Raw genomic sequence first — 25,482 nt, forward strand, 5'->3', positions numbered from 1 at the left:
GCTCTCAGACGCCCTGCATATTTTCCGCTTCAAGCTCGCGGAAATATTTTACCGTTTTAATTTTCAGTTCCATTGTCGCTGGCTCATCACATACCACAACCGCTTTTGGATGCAGCTGCAGACAGCTGATGGTCCACATATGGTTTACGTTGCCTTCTACCGCGGCCTGAAGCGCCAGCGCTTTGACGTGGCCTGTCACCAGGATCATTACCTCTTCGGCATCAAGCAGCGTACCCACGCCAACGGTCAGCGCATATTTAGGGACCTGGCTGACATCGCCATCGAAAAAGCGTGAATTAGCGACACGCGTATCATGCGTCAGCGTTTTTATACGTGTACGCGATGAGAGCGAGGAGGCGGGTTCATTAAACGCAATATGGCCATCATTGCCTACACCACCCATAAACAGGTGGATTTTACCAAACGCACGAATCTTCTCTTCATACTGGCGACATTCTGCGTCAATATCTTCCGCATTGCCATTCAGAAGATTGATGTTTTCTGACGGAATATCAACGTGATCGAAAAAGTTGCGATACATAAAGCTGTGATAGCTTTCCGGGTGCGCTTTCGGCAGACCGACATACTCATCCATATTGAATGTGACAACATGCTTAAAGCTGACCTGGCCCGCTTTGTGCATCTCAATCAGATGCTTGTAAGCTTCCAGCGGCGTGCCGCCCGTAGGCAATCCCAGAACAAAGGGACGCTCAGGGCCTGGGTTAAAGGCGTTAATCCGGTTGACGATATGGCGGGCTGCCCATTTGCCAACCTGAGCAGGTGTAGCCAGCGGAATCAGTCTCATAGTGCACCTCGGTTAAACAGATAAAAAGAATATGCTGTAGCAGCCGTGATCAAGTGTGAATGAGGTTAACGCGTTTATCAGCAGGCTACAGCGAAAAAGAGCGGTTGATATTTTTTATCATAAAATAAGTTTGTGGCAGTGACCAGTATTAAGCGACTTATATTGGCTATTAAGGTGATAAAAGTCACAACTGGAGCGGTTTTAATTTGCGAGGCGAATTAATTTATCTTTACACTGCATCTCGCAGAGAATCGTCTTATCAACACGCCAGGTGCCGGGATAATAAAACCAACCCGTACCAGGGGATACGCCAGTCTCATAGGGGGAGAACAAGGTGAGTATATTAGGCTATTTACAAAAAGTCGGCCGTGCGCTGATGGTGCCAGTGGCCACGCTGCCGGCGGCCGCTATCCTGATGGGGGTAGGCTACTGGATCGATCCCGACAGCTGGGGGGCAGGTAACGCACTGGCGGCACTGCTGATAAAGTCAGGCTCCGCGATTATCGACCATATGTCGGTACTGTTTGCGATTGGTGTCGCGTACGGTATGTCTAAGGATAAAGATGGCGCAGCGGCTCTGACCGGCTTTGTTGGCTTTCTTGTGGTGACCACGCTCTGTTCGCCTGCTGCAGTCGCTATGATCCAGAAAATGCCGCTTGAGCAGGTGCCTGCGGCGTTTGGCAAAATTGAAAACCAGTTTGTCGGTATCATGGTGGGTATCCTTTCGGCGGAGATGTATAACCGCTTCAGCCATGTCGAACTGCCTAAAGCGCTCTCTTTCTTCAGCGGGCGTCGCCTGGTACCGATTCTGGTCTCCTTCCTGATGATTGTCGTGGCGTTTATCCTGATGTACGTCTGGCCGGTGATCTTCGGTGGTCTGGTAAGCTTTGGGGAACATATCCAGAAACTGGGTTCTGTCGGGGCGGGGGTATACGCCTTCTTTAACCGACTGCTGATCCCGGTTGGCCTGCACCACGCGCTCAATTCCGTGTTCTGGTTTGATGTTGCGGGTATTAACGACATTCCAAAATTCCTCGGCGGCGCGCAGTCTATTGCTAACGGCAGCGGCATTCCGGGTATTACGGGTCGCTACCAGGCAGGCTTCTTCCCGATCATGATGTTTGGCCTGCCGGGTGCGGCACTGGCTATCTATCACTGCTCGCGTCCTGAGAATCGGGCAAAAGTGGGCGGCATTATGCTGGCAGCCGCTTTTGCCGCATTCTTTACCGGTATCACTGAGCCGCTGGAATTCTCCTTTATGTTCGTGGCCCCGGTGCTCTATGTGATCCACGCGGTACTCACCGGTATTTCCGTGTTTATTGCGGCCAGCATGCAGTGGATTGCCGGCTTTGGCTTCAGCGCCGGCCTGGTAGATATGGTGCTCTCGTCGCGTAACCCGCTGGCGGTGCACTGGTGGATGCTGATCCCGCAGGGCCTGGTCTTCTTCGTGATCTATTACGTCGTCTTCCGTTTCACTATCCGCAAATTTAATCTGCTGACGCCGGGCCGCGAGCTGGCAGCGGATGATGAAACCGATGGTTATGATGTGAATGTCACGCCTGAAAGTAGCGGTGAAACGGCGACTGAATCGCTGGCGCGTCGCTATATTGCTGCCGTCGGCGGCTCTGAAAACCTGACGCATATTGATGCCTGTATCACGCGCCTGCGCCTGAACGTGAAAGATTCCGCACAGGTCAGCGAAGGTGTGGCAAAACGTATCGGCGCTTCAGGCGTTATTCGTCTTAATAAGCAGAGCGTGCAGATTATTGTGGGTACGCAGGCGGAGAGTATCGCTACTGCGATGAAGTCCGTATTGACCAAAGGCCCGGTGGCGGCCGCCAGCGCTGCGCCTGTGGCTAAACCGGTTGTGGCAGCAGCAGCGCCTGCGCCCGCGGCTACACATAAGGCGATTGCCACGCTGCTGGCACCGGTATCAGGTCATGTAGTGGCGCTGGATAAGGTGCCGGATGAAGCGTTCGCCAGCAAAGCGGTAGGTGATGGCCTGGCCATTCAGCCGTCGGATAGCCGCGTGGTGGCACCGATTGCCGGTACCATAGTGAAAATCTTCAATACCAATCACGCCTTCTGTCTGGAAACAGAGAGCGGCGTTGAGATAGTGGTGCATATGGGGCTGGACACCGTTGCGCTGGCAGGGCGCGGTTTTACCCGGCTGGTGGAAGAGGGCGCGACCGTTACCGCTGGCGAGCCGATCCTGGAGATGGATCTGGACTATCTGAACGCTCACGCGCGCTCGATGATCAGTCCGGTGGTGGTCAGCAACAGCGACGACTTCGCAGGTCTTACGCTGCTGGCAACCGGCACGGTCGTTGCCGGCGAAACGCCGCTCTATGAGGTGAAAAACTAACCCCGGGCGTCTAACCGATAAGGCAGGAAGCGATTCCTGCCTTTTTTGTTTTAAAAGCGCCAACAAACGGTTGTTTCCCTTCAGCGCTTTGTGGATCATACTCCGTTACTTCGAGGTAAAATCACCCGTTATTGTTTGAGGATTTTGAGATGAGTGAGGCTGAAGCCCGCCCAACGAACTTTATTCGTCAGATCATCGACGAAGATTTGGCGAGCGGTAAGCACAGTAGTGTGCATACCCGTTTCCCGCCAGAGCCCAATGGTTATCTGCATATTGGCCATGCAAAATCGATCTGCCTGAACTTTGGAATCGCACAGGATTATCAGGGGGAATGCAATCTGCGTTTCGATGATACCAATCCGGTTAAAGAGGATATGGAGTTCGTCGAGTCGATCAAAAATGATGTGCAATGGCTGGGCTTTGAGTGGAGCGGCAACATTCGTTACTCATCCGACTATTTTGATCAGCTGTTTAATTATGCTGTCGAGCTGATCAACAAAGGACTGGCGTACGTTGACGAACTGTCACCCGAGCAGATCCGCGAGTATCGCGGCACGCTGACGGCGCCGGGCAAAAACAGCCCGTATCGCGATCGCAGCGTCGAAGAGAACCTGGCGCTGTTCCGGAAAATGCGCGATGGTGGCTTTGAAGAGGGTAAGGCGTGCCTGCGTGCCAAAATCGATATGGCTTCCAGCTTTATTGTGATGCGCGATCCGGTGCTCTACCGCATTAAGTTTGCCGAGCACCATCAGACCGGTAACAAGTGGTGCATCTATCCGATGTACGATTTCACGCACTGCATCTCCGATGCGCTGGAAGGGATCACGCATTCGCTCTGTACGCTGGAGTTTCAGGATAACCGTCGCCTGTATGACTGGGTGCTGGATAACATCACGATTCCGGTGCATCCGCGGCAGTATGAATTTTCGCGCCTGAATCTGGAATATGCGGTGATGTCGAAGCGCAAGCTGACGCAGCTGGTGAGCGAGAAGCGGGTTGAAGGCTGGGACGATCCGCGCATGCTGACCGTTTCAGGCCTGCGCCGTCGTGGTTACAGCGCGGCATCAATTCGTGAGTTCTGCCGCCGCATCGGTATCACCAAACAGGACAATATCGTTGAGATGGCTTCGCTGGAGTCATGCATTCGTGACGACCTCAACGAAAATGCGCCGCGTGCTATGGCCGTGCTCGACCCGCTTAAAGTCGTGATTGAAAACCTGCCTGCCGGGCATGATGAGATCATCACCATGCCAAACCATCCTAACCGGCCGGAGATGGGAACGCGCGACGTGCCTTTCAGCCGCGAAGTGTGGATCGATCGCGCAGATTTCCGTGAAGAAGCTAACAAGCAGTATAAGCGTCTGGTACTGGGTAAAGAAGTGCGCCTGCGTAACGCTTATGTGATTCGCGCTGAGCGCGTGGCAAAAGATGAGGCGGGCAACATCACCTGCATCTATGCAACCTGCGATGTGGATACGCTGAGCAAAGACCCGGCTGATGGCCGCAAAGTAAAAGGGGTGATCCACTGGGTCTCCGCAATTCATGCGCTGCCCGCTGAGTTCCGCCTCTATGATCGTCTGTTCAGCGTGCCTAACCCGGGCGCGGCAGAGGATTTCCTCGCGACCCTGAATCCGGACTCGCTGCAGATCAAGCAGGGCTTTGTGGAGCCAGGACTGCGCGAAGCGGCAGCAACCTCGCCATACCAGTTCGAGCGTGAGGGCTACTTCTGCGCGGACAGCGTCTACTCGCAGCCATCAGCGCTGGTATTTAACCGCACGGTAGGCCTGCGTGATACCTGGGCGAAGATTGGCAGCGAATAATAACCGCTTCCGGCATCATAAAATTATATAAGGGCGAGCATTCGCCCTTTTTTATTATCCTCTTTTGCTCCCCGGCAACCATTTATTCTGCGTTAAATAAAATCGAGCTGGTATGCGGGTTTACGACTTGTCTGACTTTAAAAAAATTAACGCATTTGACCGTGTTAAATCCTTTTTTTCAGGTAGGCTATGCGCACTCCGGACTTGGTCTGTGGCTAGCAAAAAGGGAAAAATAATGACAAGCCTCGCTCAGGAAGCCAAACATAGCGTTGTGGTTTTACATCAGCTCATTGAACGTATTTTTAATCATGCGGATGTCAGCAACGATACCATGGGGCTGCTGCTGTCGCATTTCCATCCTGATTTCCGGATGGTTACGCCACAGGGCAGACAGCTGAATCTGAATGACGTTGAAGATCTTTTTCGCCGCCTGTGCGGACAGCGTGAAGGAATGCGCATCGCGACCAGCGAACATGCAATCATTTCTGAGCAGCAAAAAGAGGTCACCATTCAGTATCGCGAACTGCAGATACTGAACGGCGAGAGCCACAGCCGTATTTCGCTGGCGGTGCTGGACTGCACAACGGAAAATCCGCGCTGGCGCTATCTGCAGGAGACACTGGTCGCCTGAACTGCAGCAACAAAAAAACCGGTGCCTGCACCGGTTTTTTTATTTTGCAGCGTAGCTGACGTTATTTATCGTTATGCAGCGTTTCATCTTCCCGGCAGTCACCCACTTCGCAGTGACCATACAGATAGAGGCTATGGTTAGTAAGCTTAATGCCGTGGCGGGTCGCGATTTCGCGCTGGCGCGTTTCGATCGACTCATCGCTGAACTCAATCACTTTACCGCAGTCCAGGCAGATAAGATGATCGTGATGCTGCTGCTGCGTTAATTCAAAAACGGACTTGCCGCCTTCGAAGTTATGACGGGTTACAATGCCCGCGTCGTCAAACTGGTTCAGAACGCGATATACCGTGGCCAGACCAATCTCTTCGCCCATATCGATCAGGCGTTTGTACAAATCTTCCGCACTGACGTGATGGCACTGGGGTTCCTGAAGCACTTCCAGAATCTTTAATCTGGGCAGCGTGACTTTCAGGCCAGCCTTTTTCAATGCGGAATTGTTGTCAGTCATGCGGATATTGTCCTGTTACTTTGCTAGTCATTTGCGGCTTAACAGCCTTGAATGTGTGGTTAACGCGCATTCTCATTTGCGTCTCATTATAGAACCGGGGCAGGCGAATAGAAACCAGGCAAATGCTAAAGAAATCACCAGAGGCGGAAGTAACGCTCTTGCTGTCGCCGGCGGGATTATACAGTGCTGGGTTCTCAGTTCACTCAGCCTCAGCCTGCTGACAGAGGAATAAGCCGTTAACCGTTGCGGGTATTCTACAGAATTGCAGGGAAAAGTTAAAAAAGCGTAGCTATTATTTTTATAGGCAATTCCGTTACCCGATGTTAACCGTGCCTGCATCGGGTAACGGCAACACATTATGCCTCAATAATTTCTTTAAGCTGCAGCTCATCAAAAATCTGCTTCACCCAGCCTTCGACGCGCGCATTCGTCAGCTCTGGCTGACGATCTTCATCGATGGCGAGCCCGAGGAAATGCTTCTCATCGGCCAGACCTTTAGAGGCTTCAAAGTGGTAACCTTCAACAGGCCAGTGGCCCACGATGATTGCGCCATTTGGCTCAATAATGTCGCGAATCGTACCCAGCGCATCGCAGAAGTACTCGGCATAATCTTCCTGGTCGCCACAGCCAAACAGCGCAACCAGCTTGCCATTGAAGTCAATCTCTTCCAGCGTCGGGAAAAAGTCATCCCAGTCGCACTGCGCCTCACCATAATACCAGGTAGGAATACCCAGCAGCAGAATATCAAACGCTTCCAGATCTTCTTTCGTGCTCTTAGCAATGTCATGCACTTCGGCGACATCTTTACCCAGTTGTTTCTGGATCATCTTTGCAATGTTTTCAGTGTTGCCGGTATCGCTGCCGAAGAAAATGCCTACGATTGCCATGGGTTAGGTAGCCTCTTAAATCCTGAATGTGAGAGTAAGTCAACAGACTATACAGATAAGCGAATGATAGCAGACCCTGAAAAAGCGCGGAACGCGCAAAGCGCAGAGTTTGTGTTCCAGTGTGCGGTCTGCATAAATTATATGAGTTTGAGCTGCGTCAGCAGCATCTGCTCAATCAGCTCGCTGCGGCTGATATTTTGTTGCTCAGCCAGCGTATTGAGCGCGTCAACCGCTTCGCCGGACATTTTGAGCTCCACGCGCCGTAGCCCACGAACCTTATCGCGTTTAAGCTGATTGCGCTTATTAATGCGCAGCTGCTCATCGCGCGACAGCGGGCTGGTTTTCGGGCGGCCCGGTCGTCGCTCGTCTGCAAAGAGATCAAGCGTGGTACGGTCTGTCTGTTCTTTTGCCATGATTTGCGAAACTGAGTGGGCGCGAACGGCGCCGCGCGATTAAACACATTATCGGCCAGCCACAGTGTCTGACCACCGTGGCAAAATTTTAGCGCGACATCATACTCCAGCGTCAGACGTGACGCCAATCTTAAACATAGCGCAGTAAGCTTTTGCTTTCAGAGCGTAAAAAAGCGCCGCACGGCACGTAACACGGCATCAGGCTTCTCTGCATGCACCCAGTGCCCGGCACCGGCAATGACCTGCGCCCGCGCCTCAGGAAACTGGGCCAGCAGCGCGGCCCGATAGTGATTATCCAGATAAGGAGAGTCGCCGCCGCGAATAAACAGCGCCGGATGAGCCGAGGCGGGAATAGGTTCCCAGCCCGATATCGTCGCGTAGTTATCCCATAATACCGGCACGTTGAACCGCCATTCTCCTTCAGCAAAGGACTTCAGGATAAACTGAATGATCCCCTCTTCAGGGATAAACTGTCGCATCACCGCTGCGGCTTCACTGCGGCGCGTCACGCCGGCTGCGGATACCGCGCGAATCGCCGCAAAGATCTCATCGTGCCGGCGCGTCTGATAGTCAACGGGAGCGATATCAATCAGCACCAGCTTGCCAACGCGTTCAGGCGCCAGCGCACTCAGTGCCATAGCGATTTTGCCCCCCATCGAGTGGCCAATCACATCAACCTGCGTGATCTGCTGCGCATCCAGCGTATCAACCATATCCTGCGCCATTGCAGCATAGCTCATGCTGTTGCTGCGCGCCGATAAACCGTGGTTGCGCACATCCACCTGCAGCGTAGTACGCGCATCGGCTACGCCACGCGCCAGCCCGCCAAGGTTATCCAGGCTGCCGAACAGGCCATGGATAAGCAAAACCGGTGCGCTGTGAGAATCAGATTGTGCAGTTTGCAGACGGGCATTCAAAATCATGGCTAAAGTTCTTACAGTTGAGAGCGTGGGTTAGGGTATCATGATTCTACCTGTCCGGGTGGCGGTCGCCAGGTATTAGGGCATATTCTGACTTTTGCCCGTAAACGTTGCCAGCGCTATCAGCTATTGCGGATTTAACTTTATAATCAATATGTCAGATCCCAGGCTCTCTGCGTGCCCGCTACCGGTAAGGGCGTTGCAGAATGCGGGATTCTGCTAGTTGCCAGACTCGTACGGAATAAGATGAAAACGATTGAAGTTGACGAAGAACTCTACCGTTATATTGCCAGCCACACGCAGCACATCGGTGAAAGCGCCTCAGACATACTGCGTCGCATGCTGAAATTTACCGCCAGCTCGCGCGCTGCAGCAGCGCCAGCAGTAACGGCCCCGGTAAAAGAGGCGACAGCAGCAGCAGAGCCTGAAGCGCGTCCGCAGGACCGCGTGCGTGCCATGCGCGAGCTGATGCTGTCAGATGAGTATGCCGAGCAGAAAAAAGCGGTTAACCGCTTTATGCTGATTTTGTCAACGCTCTATCGTCTCGATCCTGATGCATTTGCCGATGCTACCGCATCGCTGCAGGGACGTACGCGCGTCTATTTTGCCGGTGATGAGCATACGCTGCTGCAAAATGGCACGCATACCAAACCTAAGCATGTGCCAGGTACACCTTACTGGGTCATCACAAACACCAATACAGGCCGTAAATGCAGCATGGTGGAGCACATCATGCTGGCTATGCAGTTCCCTCCGGAGCTGACAGAGAAAGTTTGCGGCACCATTTAAACTGAAGCGTCAGGGAGAAGCGCCAATGGCCAATCACCCCCGTGCCGGGCAGCCTGCCCAGCAGAGCGATTTGATTAACGTTGCACAATTAACCTCGCAGTATTACGTCCTGAAGCCGGATGCGGCTAACCCGGACCATGCGGTGAAATTTGGCACATCTGGCCACCGCGGCAGCGCGGGACGTCACAGCTTCAATGAAGAGCACATTCTGGCTATCGCACAGGCGATCGCCGAAGAGCGCAAAAAGAACGGTATTACGGGTCCATGCTACGTGGGCAAAGATACGCACGCGCTCTCTGAGCCCGCTATTCTGTCAGTACTGGAAGTGCTGGCGGCGAACGGTGTGGATGTCATCGTGCAGCAGGATAACGGCTACACGCCAACGCCCGCTATCTCCAATGCTATTCTGGAGCATAACAAACGCGGCGGCGCGCAGGCTGACGGCATTGTGATCACCCCTTCACACAATCCACCGGAAGATGGCGGCATTAAATACAATCCGCCAAACGGTGGGCCGGCTGATACCAACGTCACAAAAGTGGTGGAAGATCGCGCTAACCAGCTGATCAAAGGCGGTCTGCAGGATGTGAAACGTCTGCCGCTGGATCAGGCGTGGCAGAGCGGCCACATTGTTGAGCAGGATCTGATTCAGCCTTATGTTGAAGGACTGGCGCAGGTTATCGACTTCCCGGCGATTCAGAAGGCGGGACTGAAAATTGGCGTCGATCCGCTTGGCGGCTCAGGTATGGCTTACTGGCAGCGTATCGCTGAGCATTACAACCTCGATCTGACCATCGTTAATGACGCTATCGACCAGACCTTCCGCTTCATGCATCTGGATAAAGATGGCGTGGTGCGCATGGACTGTTCATCAGAGTGCGCGATGGCGGGTCTGCTGGCGTATAAAGACAAGTTTGATCTGGCCTTCGGCAACGATCCCGATTATGACCGTCACGGTATTGTCACGCCAGCTGGCCTGATGAATCCAAACCACTACCTGGCCGTCGCTATCAACTATCTTTTCCAGCATCGTCCGCAGTGGGGTAGTGATGTTGCCGTGGGCAAAACGCTGGTCTCCAGTGCGATGATCGACCGCGTGGTTAATGATATCGGGCGCAAGCTGGTAGAAGTACCGGTGGGCTTTAAGTGGTTCGTTGATGGCCTGTTCGACGGCAGCTTTGGCTTTGGCGGCGAAGAGAGCGCGGGGGCTTCCTTCCTGCGTTTTGATGGTTCAGCCTGGTCAACGGATAAAGATGGCATTATTCTCTGCCTGCTGGCCGCTGAAATCACGGCGGTGACCGGTAAAAATCCGCAGCAGCACTATGATGAGCTGGCGGAGCGCTTTGGTGCGCCAAGCTACAATCGTCTGCAGGCGTCTGCGACCTCGGCACAGAAAGCCGCGCTGTCAAAGCTGTCACCAGAGATGGTCAGCGCTGATACGCTGGCGGGCGATCCGATTACCGCACGCCTGACGGCAGCTCCGGGTAACGGCGCATCTATTGGCGGACTGAAAGTCATGACGGAGAACGGCTGGTTTGCCGCGCGTCCGTCCGGCACTGAAGATGCTTACAAGATTTACTGCGAAAGCTTCCTTGGCGCTGAGCATCGCGAGCTGATTGAGAAAGAAGCGGTGGAAATTGTCAGCGAAGTTCTGAAGAACGCCTGAGGGTGATACCGTGAAAAGGGCCGCTGCTGCGGCCTTTTTTTATGGCATAAAACGGTAGCCGATACCGGTTTCCGTCAGCAGGTGAGCAGGCTGCGTCGGGTTTTCTTCGAGCTTCTGACGCAGGTGGCCCATATAGATGCGCAGATAGTGGCTGTGTTCCACCGCATTGGGGCCCCAGACCTGATTCAGCAGCTGGCGCTGCGTCAGCACCTTGCCGGCGTTATTCAGCAGCAGACTGAGCAGGCGAAACTCGGTTGGCGTCAGATGCACTTCCTGACCGCTGCGGGTGATACGGCGTGCAGCAAGGTCAACGCAGACTTCACCAAACAGCACGCGCGCATCGGGCTGACTGCCCTGATGACGACGTAAAGCCACCCGCACCCTGGCCAGCAGTTCGCCAATGCCAAACGGTTTTGTCAGATAATCATCCGCACCCGCGTCCAGCGCTGCGATCTTATCCTGCTCGTCACTGCGGGCTGAAAGCACAATAACCGGCATAGTGCTCCACTGGCGTACTTCACGAATAAACGCGATGCCATCACCGTCAGGCAGGCCGAGATCGAGGATCGCCAGATCGGGCTTGCGCGTTGCCGCTTCAATCAGACCACGCTGCAGCTGTTCAGCTTCGACAATTTTTACGCCTTCGCTCTCTAACGCCAGGCGTACAAAACGGCGGATCTCTTTTTCATCTTCCACAATCAAAATGGTTGTCACGTGGGCTCCTGCAACACGGTTTTCTCTACTTTAGCAATAAACCGCAGCGGCGTCCGCGCAGCGATTTACCCCAATAAAATAACCCGTTATTCACACTGTTGTAACGCCATTCTGTGAAGCGGAAAAATGGTCAAAAAAAGTTCAGAATAAGTGGTCTGATGAGTAGCAAAAGTGAGCAGCCAGGAGTAATATTTGCGGCAGATCACACTTTACAACAGATTGCTCAGGAGGAACGCAATGGATAAACGCTATTCACTGCCAAAAATCGTTATACGGCGCACGCTGGTGCTGATTGCAGGCGTTGCGGCGCTTCCTTTTATGCTATTCCGCCGCGATCGTGCGCGTTTTTATAGCTACCTGCACCGCATCTGGTGCAAAACCAGTACCAAGCCGGTATGGCTGGCGCAGTCCGAAATCGCTGGCGGTATTTACTGGTAACAGAGTTTTTTTGACTGAGGCGGACGCTTTTACCCGAAGCGGCCGCTTTTTTTTAACAAAATTTTCCTTATAGCGCCTGCTACATCCTGCCATTCATCGTCATTTGCGCTACACTTAAACCTCTACAAGATTCTGGAGGTTGTACAAGTATGAGCGAGAAAATTCCTGTCGGCATCAGTGCCTGCCTGCTCGGGGATAGCGTCCGATTTGATGGCGGCCACAAGCGTTTTGCCTTTGCAACGGACGAACTCGCGCAATTTGTGCGCTACGAGCCCGTCTGTCCTGAGATGGCTATCGGCCTGCCCACACCGCGTCCGGCATTGAGGCTGGTGAAGCAGGGCGACGATCAGATCCATATCTGTTTCAGCAAAGATGACAATCAGGAAGTCACCAGCGAAATGCGCAGCTGGTCAGCGGAGCGCGTCAAATCGCTGCACCATCTTTGCGGCTATATTCTCTGCGCCAAATCACCCAGCTGCGGTCTGGAGCGGGTGCGCGTTTACGATCCTGCCACAAACAATAATCGCAAATCGGGCATCGGCATCTTTACCTCTTTTTTACAGCAGGAGATGCCCTGGCTGCCGCTGGAAGAGGATGGACGCCTGCACGATCCGGTTCTGCGCGAAAACTTCACCGGGCGCGTATTTGCGCTGCATGAGTTCAACGAAATGTGGCGCAGCGGACTGACGCGGCACAAACTGATCGCCTTTCACAGCCGGTACAAACTGCTGCTGCTGTCGCACGCGCAGGATGCCTATCGCGAACTGGGGCGCTTTGTGGCCGCTATGGATAAATGGGCGTCGCTGGAAGAGTATGCGTTTGAGTACCGCAACCGGCTGATGCAGCTAATGTCGCATCGCGCATCGCGCCGCAATCACACTAATGTGCTGATGCATGTACAGGGCTATTTCCGGCCAAAACTCAGCTCTCCTCAGCGTCAGGAACTGGCGCAGCTGATCGATCGCTATCGCTGTGGCGTTCAGCCGCTGCTGGCCCCTATTACTATGCTGAAACACTACATGGCTGAGTATCCGCATCCCTGGCTGGCGCAGCAGCGCTATTTCGATCCCTACCCGGAAGCACTGCGCCTGCGTTACGGACAATAAGGACAAGGCCCCATGACCACACACCTGCTCTGGCTGCGCAACGATCTGCGTATTAACGATAACAGCGCGCTGGCGGCAGCGTGTCATGATAAAAAGGCTGACGTCATGGCGCTGTTTATCGCCACGCCGAAACAGTGGCGGCAGCACAGCATGTCAGCAAAACAGGCGACCTTTATTCATCAGAACCTGTGTGAGCTGCAGCAGGCGCTGGCGGAACGCGGCATTCCGCTGCATTTTCATCAGTGCGATGATTTTGCTGCTTCGGTTAATTACCTGAGCGACTTCTGCAAAACGCATCGGGTGGATGCGCTGTTTTACAACTATCAGTATGAAATTAACGAGCGCGAGCGCGACGCTGCCGTCGAAAAACAGCTGGATGAGCAGGGTATTACCTGTCAGGGATTTGATGACAGCCTGCTGCTGCCGCCGGGTAGCGTGCAGACCGGCAATAATACGACGTTCAAAGTATTCACGCCGTTCAGCAAAGCGTTTGTAAAACGGCTGCAGCAGGGGCTGCCAGAGTGCCATAGCGCTCCTGCCGCGCGCGGTGATGCGCCGCTGAACAGCCTGAAAAAGATCCCCGCATTTGATTATCCGACTGAAAAACCCGATGAAAAGCTGTTTCCGGCCGGCGAACAGGCGGCGTTAAAACGCCTGCGCGCGTTTGCCAGACAGCCGGTGCTGGATTATCCGTCAGAGCGCGATACACCTGCCAGCGACGGGACCAGCCAGCTGTCAGCCTATCTCTCAACCGGCGTACTCTCACCCCGGCAGTGTCTGCATCGGATTGTGAAAGAGCATGCTGATGCGCTGAAAGGAGGAAAAGCCTTTACCTGGATCAGTGAGCTGATCTGGCGGGAATTCTATCGCCATCTGATCGTGGCCTATCCGGCGCTCTGTAAACATCAGCCGTTTATCGACTGGACTCATCACGTCAGCTGGCAGAAAGACAGCGCCCATTTTGACGCCTGGAAAGCGGGCAAAACCGGCTATCCCATCGTTGATGCAGGTATGCGCCAGATGAACAGCATTGGCTGGATGCACAACCGGCTGCGCATGATCACCGCCAGCTTTCTGGTAAAAGATCTGCTTATCGACTGGCGGCAGGGCGAGCGCTACTTTATGGAGCAGCTGATTGACGGTGATTTCGCTGCTAACAACGGCGGCTGGCAGTGGGCAGCCTCTACCGGCACCGATCCCGTTCCCTATTTCCGTATCTTCAACCCGACAACCCAGGGTGAACGGTTCGATAAGCAGGGCGCATTTATCCGGCAGTGGCTGCCGGAGCTGAAAAATGTGCCCGACAGCGATATTCATCAGCCGCACGTCTGGGCGAAGAAAAATAACAAGAAACTCGATTATCCCCTGCCAATCGTGGAACATAAGGCGGCACGCAAAAAGACATTAGACGCCTTTGAACGCGCACGCGGCGCGGCCTGAGGCGATGACGGAGCCTTTATGAATAACATTGAGCTGGAAAAAATCGTTAACCAGCAGCTAAACAGCAGCGCGTTTAGCGACTATGCACCTAACGGACTGCAGGTTGAGGGACGCAGTGAAGTCAGAAGAGTGGTTACCGGCGTTACGGCCTGCCAGGCGCTGCTGGATGAAGCGGTAAAGCGGAATGCCGATGCCGTTCTGGTACACCACGGCTATTTCTGGAAAAACGAAGCCCCGGCAATAAAAGGCATGAAACGACAGCGTCTGCGCACGCTGCTGGCTAACGATATTAATCTCTATGGCTGGCATCTGCCGCTGGATGCGCATCCGCAGCTGGGGAATAACGCGCAGCTGGCGCGCCTGTTTGATATCGACGTCAGGGGTGAAATCGAGCCGCTGCTGCCCTGGGGTGAGCTGCGCACGCCGCTCAGCGGCAGCGACCTGGCAGAAAAAATCGCGCAGCGCCTGGGACGCACGCCGCTGCACTGCGGTGATAACGCACCCGCGCTGATCAAACGCGTGGCCTGGTGCAGCGGCGGTGGTCAGGGCTTTATCGACAACGCGGCCGCGGCCGGCGTTGACGCCTTTATTACGGGCGAAGTCTCTGAGCAGACCATTCACAGCGCGCGCGAACAGGGGTTGCACTTTTTCGCCGCGGGCCATCACGCGACCGAGCGCGACGGTATCAAAGCGCTGGGTGAGTGGCTGGCGCAGCATTACCACCTCGATGTTACCTTTATCGATATCGACAATCCTGCCTGATTTTTCTCTCTCTGCGTCCGCTCGCCGGGCGCAAACTGGTTGACACATCTCCGCCACTTTTGCATAACCTATTGAACCTGAGCAGCTATGTGAAAGGTTTATCGTGCCGCAGCACGTCTGCCGGCGCGCGTTATTCACGATCGGGAGGTGGGTTTTGCAACAGGCACGTTGTTATTTACTGGGAGAGCGGGCGGTTGTACTGGAACTGGCGCCGCCGGTTTCGCTCGCCAGTCAGCAGCGCATCTGGGGATTATGTGAACGACTGCAGCAGGATGAGCAGGTGCAGGAGGTGATCCCCGGTATGAACAACCTCACGCTGATACTGCGCGAGTCACAAATTGATGCGCAGGACGCCATTGAGCGTCTGCAGCGCTGGTGGGAAGAGGGTGAAGAGCAGCTGCAGAATAATCCCCGGCTGATTGAGATCCCGGTGGTGTATGGTGGCAGTGCCGGACCCGATCTGTCAGAAGTGGCAGATCGCGCCGGGCTGACGCCGCCGCAGGTGGTAGAGCTGCACAGCAGCGCAGACTACATTGTCTATTTTCTTGGCTTCCAGCCTGGTTTCCCCTATCTGGGCGGCCTGGATACGCGACTGCATACGCCGCGTCGCGCCGAGCCGCGCGTGGCCGTCCCGGCTGGTTCAGTGGGGATTGGCGGCAGTCAGACCGGTATCTATCCGCTGGCTGCCCCCGGCGGCTGGCAGCTGATTGGCCATACGCCACTCAGCCTGTTTGATCCGCTTAAGCAGCCGCCCACGCTGATGCGCCCCGGCGATCGCATTCGGTTTGTGCCGCAGAAGGAGGGCATATGCTGAATATTTTACGCGCCGGGTTAATGACCTCGGTACAAGATCGCGGGCGGCACGGCTGGCGTCAGCTGGGCGTCAGCCTGAGCGGTGCGCTGGATGAGCCCTCCATGCGTACCGCAAATATGCTGGTGGGTAACAGCGAGAACAGCGCGGTACTGGAGATTGTGCTGGGTCAGTTCAGGGCGGAGTTTCAGCGCGACGGCTGGTTTGCGCTGACGGGAGCCGCCTGTAACGCTGAGCTGGATGGCAAGCCGGTCTGGACCGGATGGCGCCTGCCGGTGCGGCGTGGTCAGGTTCTTACGCTATCCATGCCAACCAGCGGCATGCGCAGTTATCTGGCGGTAAACGGCGGGTTTGCGGTAGCAGAAATGCTGGGCTCGCACAGCACCGATCTGAAAGCTGCGTTTGGCGGCTGGCAGGGCCGCAGGCTGCAGGATGGCGATCGTCTGCCGCTGGGCGAGCCAACCCGCCGCTTCAGCCAGCCGGCGGGCGTGCGCCAGCTGCTGTGGGGGAACCGCATTCGTGCGCTGCCGGGTCCGGAATATAGCGAATTTACCCAGGAGGCGCAGGAGGCATTCTGGCGTAACCCGTGGAAACTGAGCCCGCAGAGTAACCGTATGGGATATCGCCTGCAGGGCGACAGCCTGCAGCGGACCGCCACGCGCGATCTGCTCTCACATGGTCTGGTGCCTGGCGTGGTGCAGGTGCCGCCAAACGGTCAGCCTATTGTGCTGATGGCGGATGCACAGACCACCGGCGGCTATCCGCGGATCGCCTGCATTATCGAGGCGGATATTTATCAGCTGGCGCAAATCCGGCTCGGCGAACCGATTCACTTTATTCCGTGCACGCTGGAGGAGGCGCTGCTGGCGAAACAGCAGCAGCAGCGCGCGCTGGATCAGATAGCCTGGGGGCTTACGCATGAAAATTGATCTGAATGCCGATCTCGGCGAAGGCAGCAGCAGCGATCGGGAACTGCTGATGCTGGTAAGCTCTGCCAATATCGCCTGCGGTTTTCACGCCGGTGATGCGCAGACCATGCTGCAGTCGGTGCGCTGGGCCAATGCGTCAGGGGTGGCGATTGGCGCTCATCCCGGCTTTCCCGACCGCGAGAACTTCGGTCGCACGGCGATGCAGCTGCCGCCGGAGACAGTCTATGCCCAGATGATCTATCAGATTGGCGCGCTGAAAAGCATGACGGAAAGTGAAGGCGCGCGGCTGTTTCACGTTAAGCCGCACGGCATGCTTTATAACCAGGCCGCCGCCGATCCGCAGCTCGCTGACGCGATTGCCCGGGCAGTACGGGCGGTGGATGCTCAGCTTATTCTGGTTGGCCTGGCGGGCAGCGAGCTGATTGCGGCAGGTGCCCGGTATGGCCTGCGCACCCGCGAAGAGGTGTTTGCCGATCGCGGCTATCTGGCGAGCGGGGCGCTGGTGCCGCGCAGCCAGCCAGGCGCGCTGATTGAGGATGCCGGCCAGGCGCTGGCGCAGACGCTGGCTATGGTAAAGCAGCAGCAGGTGCAAAGCGTGAGCGGTGAGTGGGTCGCCGTCAACGCGGAGACGGTCTGCCTGCACGGTGATGGCGCACACGCGCTGCAGTTTGCCCGTACGCTGCGTGCCGCGTTTGCTGCTGAGCAGATTGCCGTCAGCAGCGCATAACGTCCCTTTTTCGCCCGGCCTGCTACGGCCGGGCTTTTTTGTTTTCAGTGAGGAAAATCATGGAAAACGTTGTCAACCTCTGGCCCCTGCTGGGGATCCTGGCCATCATTATTGGCTTTTTATTACGCTTTAATCCGGTGCTGGTGGTGATCGTCGCGGGCTTTGTTACTGGCCTCGCGGCGCAGATGCCGCTCGGCGACATTCTGGAAAAACTCGGTTCCGGCTTTCTCAATACGCGCAATCTGCCGCTGATCCTGCTGCTGCCGCTGGCGGTAATCGGATTGCTGGAACGCCACGGGCTGAAAGAGCGTGCCCAGAGCTGGATTGCGCAGATCAAAACTGCCACCGCCGGCCGTCTGCTTATCGTTTACCTGTTTGTGCGCGAAGCAACCGCCGCGCTGGGGCTGACCAGCCTGGGCGGCCATCCGCAGATGGTGCGTCCGCTGTTGGCACCGATGGCGGAGGGGGCGACGGAGAACCGCTATGGTGAGGTTTCGCCGGAGATACGTCACCGGCTGCGCGCCATGTCTGCCGCAACGGATAACGTCGGCCTTTTCTTTGGTGAGGATATCTTTGTCGCGTTCGGCGCGATTATCTTTATGCATAACTTTATGCAGGAATCAGCCGGCATTACCACCGAGCCGCTGCATATTGCGCTGTGGGGCATCCCGACCGCGCTGTGCGCCTTTCTTATCCACTCGGCCCGGCTGGTGCGGCTGGATCGCCAGCTGTCGCGTGAGCTGGGTGCGCTGAATCAGCAGGCGCTGCACGCCAGGGAGGAGAAGTAATGTTTCAGCAACAATATCTGATGTGGCTGGCAGGGGCGATTCTGCTGGTGGTGGCGCTGCTCTCCTGGGGAGACCGCGCCAATCCGCGCCGTCTGACCACCGGTCTCTTCTGGGCGCTCTATGGCCTGATTTTTCTGATTGGTGATGGCGCTTATCAGCTGGCAGGGCAGTGGGCCGGCGACGCTGAGCTGGGCCGCCGCTGGCTGCATATTGCCACCGGGGTGGTCGTGGTTGTGATGGCGCTGATCGCCGGCTGTGGTGGGGTACGCCTCGGGCGCTATCATCAGCGTACGGATGAGGAGAAACAGGCCAGCGCCAGACGGCTGGGCAATAAGCTGTTCTTACCCGCCCTGGCGATACCGCTGGTTACGGTGATTGGCGTACTGGCGTTTAATCATATTCCCGGACTGCAGGAGCAGGTGTTTGGCGCGGGCAACCACGCTACGCTGGTGACGCTGTTTTCAATGATGGTGGGCTGTATTCTGGGCTGGCTGATTGCACTGGCGTTTACGCGGGAAAAGCCGCTGCAGTCGATGCAGGAGACACGGCGCCTGCTGGATGCGGTAGGCTGGGCGTTTATTCTGCCGCAGATCCTCGCCACGCTGGGGTTGCTGTTTACCAGCGCCGGCGTCGGCAGCGCGATTTCGCATCTCACTGAACACTATCTGGCGGTGGATAACCGGCTGATTGCGGTGGCGGTCTATGCCGGAGGAATGGCGCTGCTGACGATGGTAATGGGCAACGCCTTTGCCGCGTTCCCGATTGTGACGGCCGGCGTCGGCATCCCGATTCTGGTGCTGCAGCATGGCGGAAACCCGGCCGTCATGGCGGCGATCGGCATGTTTTCCGGCTACTGCGGGACGCTGATGACACCGATGGCAGCAAACTTCAACATCGTGCCCGCGCGCCTGCTGGAGCTGCCGGATCGGAATGCGGTGATCAAGGCTCAGGTTCCTACCGGTGTACTACTCTTGTTAGTGAATATTTTCCTGCTCTACTTCCTGATGTTTTTGTGAGGCAGTAATGAAAACGGTGTTGTTAACGGCTTTTGAGCCGTTTGGCGGTGAGCGTCTCAATCCTTCCTGGGAGGCGGTGCGCGACTTTGACGGTAAAATGCTGGCTGGCGTGCGGGTAGTGGTACGCCAGCTGCCGGTGGTGTTTGCAACCTGCGGTGCGGTGCTGACTGACGCGCTGACTACGCTGCAGCCCGATGGCATTCTCTGCGTGGGGCAGGCGGGCGGTCGCTGCGATATTACGCTGGAGCGGGTAGCGATCAATATTCACGATGCGCGTATCCCCGATAACCAGCAGCAGCAGCCGGTGGATGAGCCGGTCGTAGCGGGAGGCCCGGCGGCCTACTTTGCCACGCTGCCCATTAAAGCGATAGTCGCCTCGCTGCGGGAGGCAGGCATTCCCGCCTCGGTTTCGCAAACGGCCGGCACCTTTACCTGCAACAGCGTGATGTACTCTCTGCTGCACTGGCTGCACACCCACGGCAGTCCGGCACGCGGCGGATTTATGCACATTCCCTGGATGCCGCAGCAGGCGGTGAATCATCCTGGCGCGCCGAGCATGTCCGTTAGCAGCGTGACGCAGGCGCTGGAGATCGCCATTCAGGTCATGATGAACACCCATGACGACATCCGTGTTGCGGGTGGCGCAACACACTAATCAGGAGTCTGTATGCCAGAGGGACCGGAGATCCGCCGGGCGGCGGATCAGCTGGAAGCCGCTATCGTGGGCAAGCCCCTTACCGATGTGTGGTTTGCTTTTCCATCGCTGAAAACCTATGAGCCCGCCTTGCTGGGCGAAACGGTTAACGCTATTGAAACGCGCGGTAAAGCGCTGCTGACCCACTTCTCTAATGGCCTGACGCTTTACAGTCACAATCAGCTCTACGGCGTCTGGCGAGTCGTTGCCGCAGGCACGCAGCCCGCGACCACCCGGCAGCTGCGGGTGCGGCTGGAGAGCGCCGATAAAGCCATTCTGCTTTACAGCGCGTCTGATATTGAACTGCTGAATGCGGACACGCTCGGTGCACACCCGTTTCTGCAGCGCGTCGGGCCGGATGTGCTGGATGCCACGCTGACTGTCGCGGAGGTGCGCGAACGCCTGCTTTCGCCGCGGTTCCGGCGCCGGCAGTTCAGCGGCCTGCTGCTGGATCAGGCTTTTCTGGCCGGGCTGGGTAACTATCTGCGGGTGGAGATCCTGTGGCACGCCGGACTGCGCGCGCAGCACCGGGCGCAGGATCTGGATGACGCTCAGCTCGACAGGCTCAGTGACGCGCTGCTGGCGATCCCGCGTCTCTCTTACAAAATGCGTGGCAGCATGAAGAAGTATCATGAAGAGGCGGCGTTTCGCTTTGAAGTCTTTCACCGGCAGGGCAAAAAGTGCCGGCGCTGCGGTACGCTGATTGAGAAAGGCGTGCTCTCATCACGTCCTTTTTACTGGTGTCCGGGGTGCCAGCTGTAGCCAGACGTGGGCAGATTGCGGGCAAAAGAAAAGGGCAGAAGAATCTGCCCTTTTTTATGGCGTGACGGCGCTTATTTTTTCAGTGCTGACTCAAACGGACGCTCGGTATAACCGGTATAGAGCTGACGCGGACGGGCAATTTTCATGCCTTCATCGTGCATCTCTTTCCAGTGTGCAATCCAGCCAACGGTACGCGCCATCGCAAAGATTACGGTAAACATTGAAGAAGGGATGCCCATCGCTTTCAGAATGATGCCGGAGTAGAAATCGACGTTTGGATAGAGTTTACGCTCGATAAAGTAGGGGTCGTTCAGCGCAATGTGTTCCAGCTCCATCGCCACTTCCAGCAGGTCATCTTTCATACCCAGCTCATTGAGCACTTCATGGCAGGTCTCACGCATCACGGTGGCGCGCGGATCGTAGTTCTTGTAAACGCGGTGACCAAAGCCCATCAGGCGGAACGAGTCATTCTTATCTTTAGCACGGCGCACAAACTCCGGAATGTGCTCTACGGTGCTGATCTCTTCCAGCATACGCAGGGTAGCTTCGTTGGCGCCGCCATGTGCCGGCCCCCAGAGTGAAGCGATACCGGCCGCGATACAGGCAAACGGGTTAGCCCCGGATGACCCTGCGGTACGTACGGTAGAGGTGGAGGCGTTCTGTTCGTGATCGGCGTGCAGGATCAGAATACGATCCATCGCGCGCTCAAGCACCGGATTCACTTTGTACTCTTCACACGGTGTGGCAAACATCATATGCAGGAAGTTGCCGGCATAGGAGAGGTCGTTACGCGGATAAACAAAAGGCTGACCGATAGAATATTTGTAACACATGGCTGCCATGGTAGGCATTTTCGACAGCAGGCGGAACGCAGCGATTTCGCGATGGCGCTCAATGTTTACATCCAGCGAGTCGTGATAGAACGCGGCCAGCGCACCGGTTACGCCGCACATAACGGCCATCGGGTGTGAGTCACGACGGAAACCGTGGAACAGACGGGTGATCTGCTCGTGAATCATGGTGTGACGGGTAACGGTCGTGCAGAACTCTTTGAACTGCTCCTGAGTAGGCGCTTCGCCGTACAGCAGGATATAACAGACTTCCAGATAATTTGAGTGGGTCGCCAGCTGGTCAATCGGGAAACCGCGATGCAGCAGAATGCCTTCATCACCATCAATAAACGTTATTTTGGATTCACACGACGCGGTAGAGGTAAAGCCGGGGTCAAATGTAAACAGGCCTTGTGAGCCAAGGGCGCGGACGTCAACAACATCCTGTCCCAGCGTGCCTTGCATCACATCCAGTTCAAGCGTGTTGTTGTCTTGTAGGGTCAGCGTCACTTTTTTATCTGTCATTTTTCGTCTCCATAGCGCCTGGGTAAGTAAGGATCTTTAGACACCAGAATAGTTCGCATGTTGCGTAACACCACTCGCTTCAGATTATCACCTGGCAATAACCTGCACGTAATGAGGTTACGCAGTACTAAGGCATCCGGGGCAAGGATATTCGGACATGACATGGCGCTCATCGCAGATGTTAAAGATCCTGTCACGACATAACTTCTTGGTAACCAATAACCTGACGGTTTATGTTGCTCGTTAGGGCAATGTTACATAACTTGAGCTTAGGGGAAAGTGTATCCCCATAACTTTTGTGCATCATAGGGCTTTAGTGCGATTGTTTGTAACTGAAATGTTGATCTATTGTCAAATCAGATAATTAAAAATGTATATTTTGTGAAAATCGTGACCCTGATCACTGTTCAGCTTAAATGTGACCAAACAGATTGTAGGGGAATTGTAATCAGAATGTGATCGTCCTATACTGCCGCCAGGTCTCCGGAATACCCTGACACCAGGAGCCACCCAGCGTTTTACCCGCTTCATTTAACACTGGATGTTGCTATTTTGGTGGCGGTTGTTGTCTGAACACGCTCAGTGCTCTGCTGCAACTCAGGACCGGAGGAAGCAAAATAAAAAAGAGCTGTGTGGGCAAAACCGTGAAAAAACAAAGACCTGTTAACTTGGATCTCACGACGATCCGGTTTCCCGTTACTGCAATATCGTCCATTCTCCACCGCGTCTCCGGCGTGATTACGTTTGTCGCTCTCGGAATTCTGCTCTGGTTACTGGGTCTCTCTCTCTCCTCTCCCGAAGGTTTTCAGCAGGCGGCATCCATCATGGATAGCTTCTTTGCCAAATTCATTATGTGGGGCATTCTGACCGCGCTGGCCTATCATGCGGCAAGCGGTATCCGTCATATGCTGGCAGATTTTGGCTTTACCGCAGAGACCCTGCAGGTGGGAACCCGTACCGCGCAGGCGGTTTTTGTTATCACTGTCGTGCTCTCAATTCTGGCTGGAGTCCTCGTATGGTAAGCAATGCTTCTGCTTTAGGACGCAACGGTATCCACGACTGGCTTCTGGTCCGTGCTTCCGCAATCCTGATTACGCTCTACATCATCTATCTGCTCGGTTTCGTCGTCATGACCGATACGCTGACCTATGATGTCTGGCGCGGCTTTTTCGCCTCCTCCTTCACCAAAGTGTTTACGCTGCTGACCCTGTTCTCCATTCTGGTTCACGGCTGGATCGGTATGTGGCAGGTACTGACTGACTACGTGAAAGCGCTGGCGCCGCGTTTGTTGCTGCAGCTGGTTATTGTGGTCGCGCTGTTGTCGTATGCCGTTTATGGCACTGTTGTTGTGTGGGGTGTGTAAATGAATTTGCCAGTCAGAGAATTTGATGCCGTGGTGATCGGCGCAGGTGGCGCGGGTATGCGCGCGGCACTGCAAATCTCCCAGTCGGGCCAGAGCTGTGCCCTGTTATCGAAAGTTTTTCCAACCCGTTCCCATACCGTATCGGCGCAGGGCGGCATTACCGTTGCGCTGGGTAACACCCATGACGATAACTGGGAATGGCATATGTACGATACCGTAAAAGGTTCCGACTACATCGGGGACCAGGACGCGATCGAATATATGTGTAAAACCGGTCCGGAAGCGATTCTGGAGCTGGAGCATATGGGACTGCCGTTCTCCCGTTTAGACGATGGCCGCGTTTATCAGCGTCCATTTGGTGGCCAGTCCAAAAACTTTGGCGGCGAGCAGGCCGCACGTACCGCTGCGGCCGCTGACCGTACCGGTCACGCGCTGCTGCATACGCTGTATCAGCAGAACCTGAAAAACAAAACCACCATCTTCTCCGAATGGTATGCGCTGGATCTGGTGAAAAACGCAGATGGTGCGATTGTGGGTTGTACCGCTATCTGCATTGAAACCGGTGAAACCGTCTACTTCAAAGCCAAAGCGACTATTCTGGCAACCGGCGGCGCGGGACGTATCTACCAGTCCACCACTAACGCACACATCAATACCGGCGACGGCGTTGGCATGGCAATCCGTGCCGGCGTACCGATGCAGGATATGGAGATGTGGCAGTTCCACCCGACCGGTATTGCGGGTGCGGGCGTGCTGGTCACCGAGGGCTGCCGTGGTGAAGGCGGCTATCTGCTGAACAAACATGGCGAACGCTTCATGGAGCGCTATGCGCCAAACGCCAAAGATCTGGCGGGCCGTGATGTTGTTGCGCGTTCAATGATGGTTGAGATCCGTGAAGGTCGCGGCTGCGATGGCCCGTGGGGTCCGCATATCAAACTGAAGCTCGATCATCTTGGGGCTGAGGTGCTTGAGTCGCGCCTGCCTGGCATTCTTGAGTTGTCGCGCACCTTTGCGCATGTCGATCCGGTTAAAGAGCCGATTCCGGTTATTCCAACCTGTCACTACATGATGGGCGGTATTCCGACCCGCGTCACCGGACAGGCGCTGCGCGTGAATGAACAGGGCGAAGATGAAGTGATCCCGGGCCTGTTTGCGGTTGGCGAGATCGCCTGCGTATCGGTGCACGGTGCTAACCGTCTGGGCGGTAACTCACTGCTGGATCTGGTGGTATTTGGTCGCGCGGCAGGGGTGCACCTGATGGAGTGTATCGCTGAGCAGGGCGAGCTGCGCGATGCTACCGCGGAAGAGATCGATGCGGCGATGGCGCGCTTCAATCGCTGGGAAACTAACACCACGGGTGAAGATCCGGTGGAAATCCGCAAAGCGCTGCAGCGCTGCATGCAGAACAACTTCTCGGTGTTCCGCGAAGGTGACGCCATGCGTGAAGGCCTGGCCGAGCTGAAAGCGATTCGCGAGCGTCTGAAGAGTGCGCGTCTGGATGACCGCTCACCCGATTTCAATACGCAGCGTATCGAATGTCTGGAGCTGGATAACCTGATGGAAACCGCTTATGCAACCGCGGTTGCTGCAAACTTCCGCACTGAAAGCCGTGGCGCACATAGCCGCTTCGACTATCCGGAGCGTGATGATGCAAACTGGCTGTGTCACAGTCTCTATGTTCCGCAAACGGAAAGCATGACGCGCCGTGAGGTGAACATGCAGCCGAAACTGCGCGCGGCCTTCCCGCCGAAAGCGCGTACCTATTAATTGCGG

General features: G+C 55.7%; 26 protein-coding genes. 19 read left to right on the forward strand and 7 right to left on the reverse strand.

What is annotated here, in order from left to right; genetic code table 11:
• Positions 1-4 precede the first annotated feature (4 nt).
• Entirely contained in the window at positions 5-805 is an 801-nt protein-coding gene (nagB, locus tag C1Y41_RS01370; protein WP_071668986.1) for a glucosamine-6-phosphate deaminase, read from the reverse strand.
• A 340-nt stretch (positions 806-1,145) separates the two neighbouring features.
• Here nagB and nagE point away from each other — a divergent pair, with 340 nt between their 5' ends.
• From nagE to C1Y41_RS01385, 3 genes are all read left to right on the forward strand, one after another.
• A complete protein-coding gene (nagE, locus tag C1Y41_RS01375) occupies positions 1,146-3,170 on the forward strand; it encodes an N-acetylglucosamine-specific PTS transporter subunit IIBC (RefSeq protein ID WP_039385758.1) in 2,025 nt (674 codons plus the stop codon).
• A gap of 149 nt (positions 3,171-3,319) precedes the next feature.
• A complete protein-coding gene (gene glnS / locus C1Y41_RS01380; protein ID WP_039383178.1) occupies positions 3,320-4,990 on the forward strand; it encodes a glutamine--tRNA ligase in 1,671 nt (556 codons plus the stop codon).
• 235 nt (positions 4,991-5,225) lie between these two features.
• Positions 5,226-5,621, forward strand: coding sequence for a hypothetical protein (locus tag C1Y41_RS01385; protein WP_039383180.1), 396 nt, complete (start codon positions 5,226-5,228; stop codon positions 5,619-5,621).
• A 61-nt stretch (positions 5,622-5,682) separates the two neighbouring features.
• On the opposite strand, the gene fur is transcribed toward C1Y41_RS01385, so the two are convergent.
• The 4 genes from fur to ybfF form a co-directional block, all read right to left on the reverse strand.
• Complete coding sequence (fur, locus tag C1Y41_RS01390) at positions 5,683-6,129, reverse strand: ferric iron uptake transcriptional regulator (protein ID WP_039383181.1); 447 nt, start codon at positions 6,127-6,129, stop codon at positions 5,683-5,685.
• Positions 6,130-6,485: 356 nt separating this feature from the next.
• Positions 6,486-7,016, reverse strand: coding sequence for a flavodoxin FldA (gene fldA, locus C1Y41_RS01395; protein ID WP_039383182.1), 531 nt, complete (start codon positions 7,014-7,016; stop codon positions 6,486-6,488).
• 137 nt (positions 7,017-7,153) lie between these two features.
• The gene (gene ybfE, locus C1Y41_RS01400; RefSeq protein WP_039383184.1) at positions 7,154-7,429 is read right to left on the reverse strand and encodes a LexA regulated protein; all 276 of its coding nucleotides are present in this window, start codon (positions 7,427-7,429) and stop codon (positions 7,154-7,156) included.
• A gap of 158 nt (positions 7,430-7,587) precedes the next feature.
• Positions 7,588-8,352 (reverse strand): esterase, encoded by a 765-nt coding sequence (gene ybfF / locus C1Y41_RS01405; protein WP_039383185.1) that lies wholly within the window; start codon positions 8,350-8,352, stop codon positions 7,588-7,590.
• A 243-nt stretch (positions 8,353-8,595) separates the two neighbouring features.
• On the opposite strand from ybfF, the gene seqA reads away from it, so the two are divergent.
• Together seqA and pgm are read left to right on the forward strand one after the other, a co-directional pair.
• The gene (gene seqA / locus C1Y41_RS01410) at positions 8,596-9,138 is read left to right on the forward strand and encodes a replication initiation negative regulator SeqA (RefSeq protein WP_039383187.1); all 543 of its coding nucleotides are present in this window, start codon (positions 8,596-8,598) and stop codon (positions 9,136-9,138) included.
• Positions 9,139-9,163: 25 nt separating this feature from the next.
• Positions 9,164-10,804, forward strand: a complete 1,641-nt coding sequence (pgm, locus tag C1Y41_RS01415) for a phosphoglucomutase (alpha-D-glucose-1,6-bisphosphate-dependent) (RefSeq protein WP_039383189.1) — start codon at positions 9,164-9,166, stop codon at positions 10,802-10,804.
• A gap of 39 nt (positions 10,805-10,843) precedes the next feature.
• On the opposite strand, the gene kdpE is transcribed toward pgm, so the two are convergent.
• Positions 10,844-11,518 carry a two-component system response regulator KdpE gene (kdpE, locus tag C1Y41_RS01420; RefSeq protein WP_039383191.1) on the reverse strand — a complete coding sequence of 225 codons (675 nt, stop codon included), beginning with the start codon at positions 11,516-11,518 and terminating at the stop codon, positions 10,844-10,846.
• Positions 11,519-11,755: 237 nt separating this feature from the next.
• Here kdpE and C1Y41_RS01425 point away from each other — a divergent pair, with 237 nt between their 5' ends.
• From C1Y41_RS01425 to nei, 11 genes are all read left to right on the forward strand, one after another.
• Positions 11,756-11,956, forward strand: coding sequence for a YbfA family protein (locus tag C1Y41_RS01425; RefSeq protein WP_071668988.1), 201 nt, complete (start codon positions 11,756-11,758; stop codon positions 11,954-11,956).
• Between the two features lie 149 nt (positions 11,957-12,105).
• Positions 12,106-13,062 carry a 2-thiouracil desulfurase family protein gene (locus tag C1Y41_RS01430; RefSeq protein ID WP_039383196.1) on the forward strand — a complete coding sequence of 319 codons (957 nt, stop codon included), beginning with the start codon at positions 12,106-12,108 and terminating at the stop codon, positions 13,060-13,062.
• Positions 13,063-13,074: 12 nt separating this feature from the next.
• On the forward strand, positions 13,075-14,502 hold the full coding sequence (phrB, locus tag C1Y41_RS01435; RefSeq protein WP_104084664.1) for a deoxyribodipyrimidine photo-lyase: 1,428 nt from the start codon (positions 13,075-13,077) through the stop codon (positions 14,500-14,502).
• A gap of 18 nt (positions 14,503-14,520) precedes the next feature.
• Entirely contained in the window at positions 14,521-15,264 is a 744-nt protein-coding gene (locus tag C1Y41_RS01440; RefSeq protein ID WP_039383201.1) for a type 2 GTP cyclohydrolase I, read from the forward strand.
• A gap of 154 nt (positions 15,265-15,418) precedes the next feature.
• Positions 15,419-16,078: a 5-oxoprolinase subunit PxpB gene (gene pxpB / locus C1Y41_RS01445; RefSeq protein ID WP_104084665.1), complete on the forward strand. Its 660-nt coding sequence runs from the start codon at positions 15,419-15,421 to the stop codon at positions 16,076-16,078.
• Positions 16,072-17,004, forward strand: a complete 933-nt coding sequence (gene pxpC, locus C1Y41_RS01450; protein WP_039383205.1) for a 5-oxoprolinase subunit PxpC — start codon at positions 16,072-16,074, stop codon at positions 17,002-17,004. Before pxpB ends, pxpC begins: the two co-directional genes overlap by 7 nt.
• On the forward strand, positions 16,994-17,731 hold the full coding sequence (gene pxpA / locus C1Y41_RS01455; protein WP_039383208.1) for a 5-oxoprolinase subunit PxpA: 738 nt from the start codon (positions 16,994-16,996) through the stop codon (positions 17,729-17,731). Before pxpC ends, pxpA begins: the two co-directional genes overlap by 11 nt.
• Before the next feature lie 59 nt (positions 17,732-17,790).
• Positions 17,791-18,519 (forward strand): DUF969 domain-containing protein, encoded by a 729-nt coding sequence (locus C1Y41_RS01460; RefSeq protein WP_039383210.1) that lies wholly within the window; start codon positions 17,791-17,793, stop codon positions 18,517-18,519.
• On the forward strand, positions 18,519-19,535 hold the full coding sequence (locus C1Y41_RS01465; RefSeq protein WP_039383212.1) for a DUF979 domain-containing protein: 1,017 nt from the start codon (positions 18,519-18,521) through the stop codon (positions 19,533-19,535). Before C1Y41_RS01460 ends, C1Y41_RS01465 begins: the two co-directional genes overlap by 1 nt.
• Positions 19,536-19,542: 7 nt before the next feature.
• A complete protein-coding gene (gene pcp / locus C1Y41_RS01470) occupies positions 19,543-20,190 on the forward strand; it encodes a pyroglutamyl-peptidase I (RefSeq protein WP_039383214.1) in 648 nt (215 codons plus the stop codon).
• 12 nt (positions 20,191-20,202) lie between these two features.
• Positions 20,203-20,991 (forward strand): endonuclease VIII, encoded by a 789-nt coding sequence (gene nei, locus C1Y41_RS01475; protein ID WP_094111658.1) that lies wholly within the window; start codon positions 20,203-20,205, stop codon positions 20,989-20,991.
• Positions 20,992-21,062: 71 nt separating this feature from the next.
• Here nei and C1Y41_RS01480 read toward each other — a convergent pair whose 3' ends face one another.
• The gene (locus C1Y41_RS01480; protein ID WP_039383219.1) at positions 21,063-22,346 is read right to left on the reverse strand and encodes a citrate synthase; all 1,284 of its coding nucleotides are present in this window, start codon (positions 22,344-22,346) and stop codon (positions 21,063-21,065) included.
• Between the two features lie 632 nt (positions 22,347-22,978).
• Between C1Y41_RS01480 and sdhC the strand changes: the two genes are divergently transcribed.
• From sdhC to sdhA, 3 genes are read left to right on the forward strand one after another with little or no spacing between them, the layout of a single operon-like run.
• Positions 22,979-23,368 (forward strand): succinate dehydrogenase cytochrome b556 subunit, encoded by a 390-nt coding sequence (gene sdhC / locus C1Y41_RS01485; RefSeq protein WP_039383221.1) that lies wholly within the window; start codon positions 22,979-22,981, stop codon positions 23,366-23,368.
• Positions 23,362-23,709: a succinate dehydrogenase membrane anchor subunit gene (gene sdhD, locus C1Y41_RS01490; RefSeq protein ID WP_071668989.1), complete on the forward strand. Its 348-nt coding sequence runs from the start codon at positions 23,362-23,364 to the stop codon at positions 23,707-23,709. Before sdhC ends, sdhD begins: the two co-directional genes overlap by 7 nt.
• Positions 23,710-25,476, forward strand: coding sequence for a succinate dehydrogenase flavoprotein subunit (gene sdhA, locus C1Y41_RS01495; protein WP_104084666.1), 1,767 nt, complete (start codon positions 23,710-23,712; stop codon positions 25,474-25,476).
• Positions 25,477-25,482: the final 6 nt, after the last annotated feature.

The organism is Pantoea sp. ICBG 1758 (assembly GCF_002928325.1).
Taxonomy (GTDB): domain Bacteria; phylum Pseudomonadota; class Gammaproteobacteria; order Enterobacterales; family Enterobacteriaceae; genus Pantoea; species Pantoea eucrina.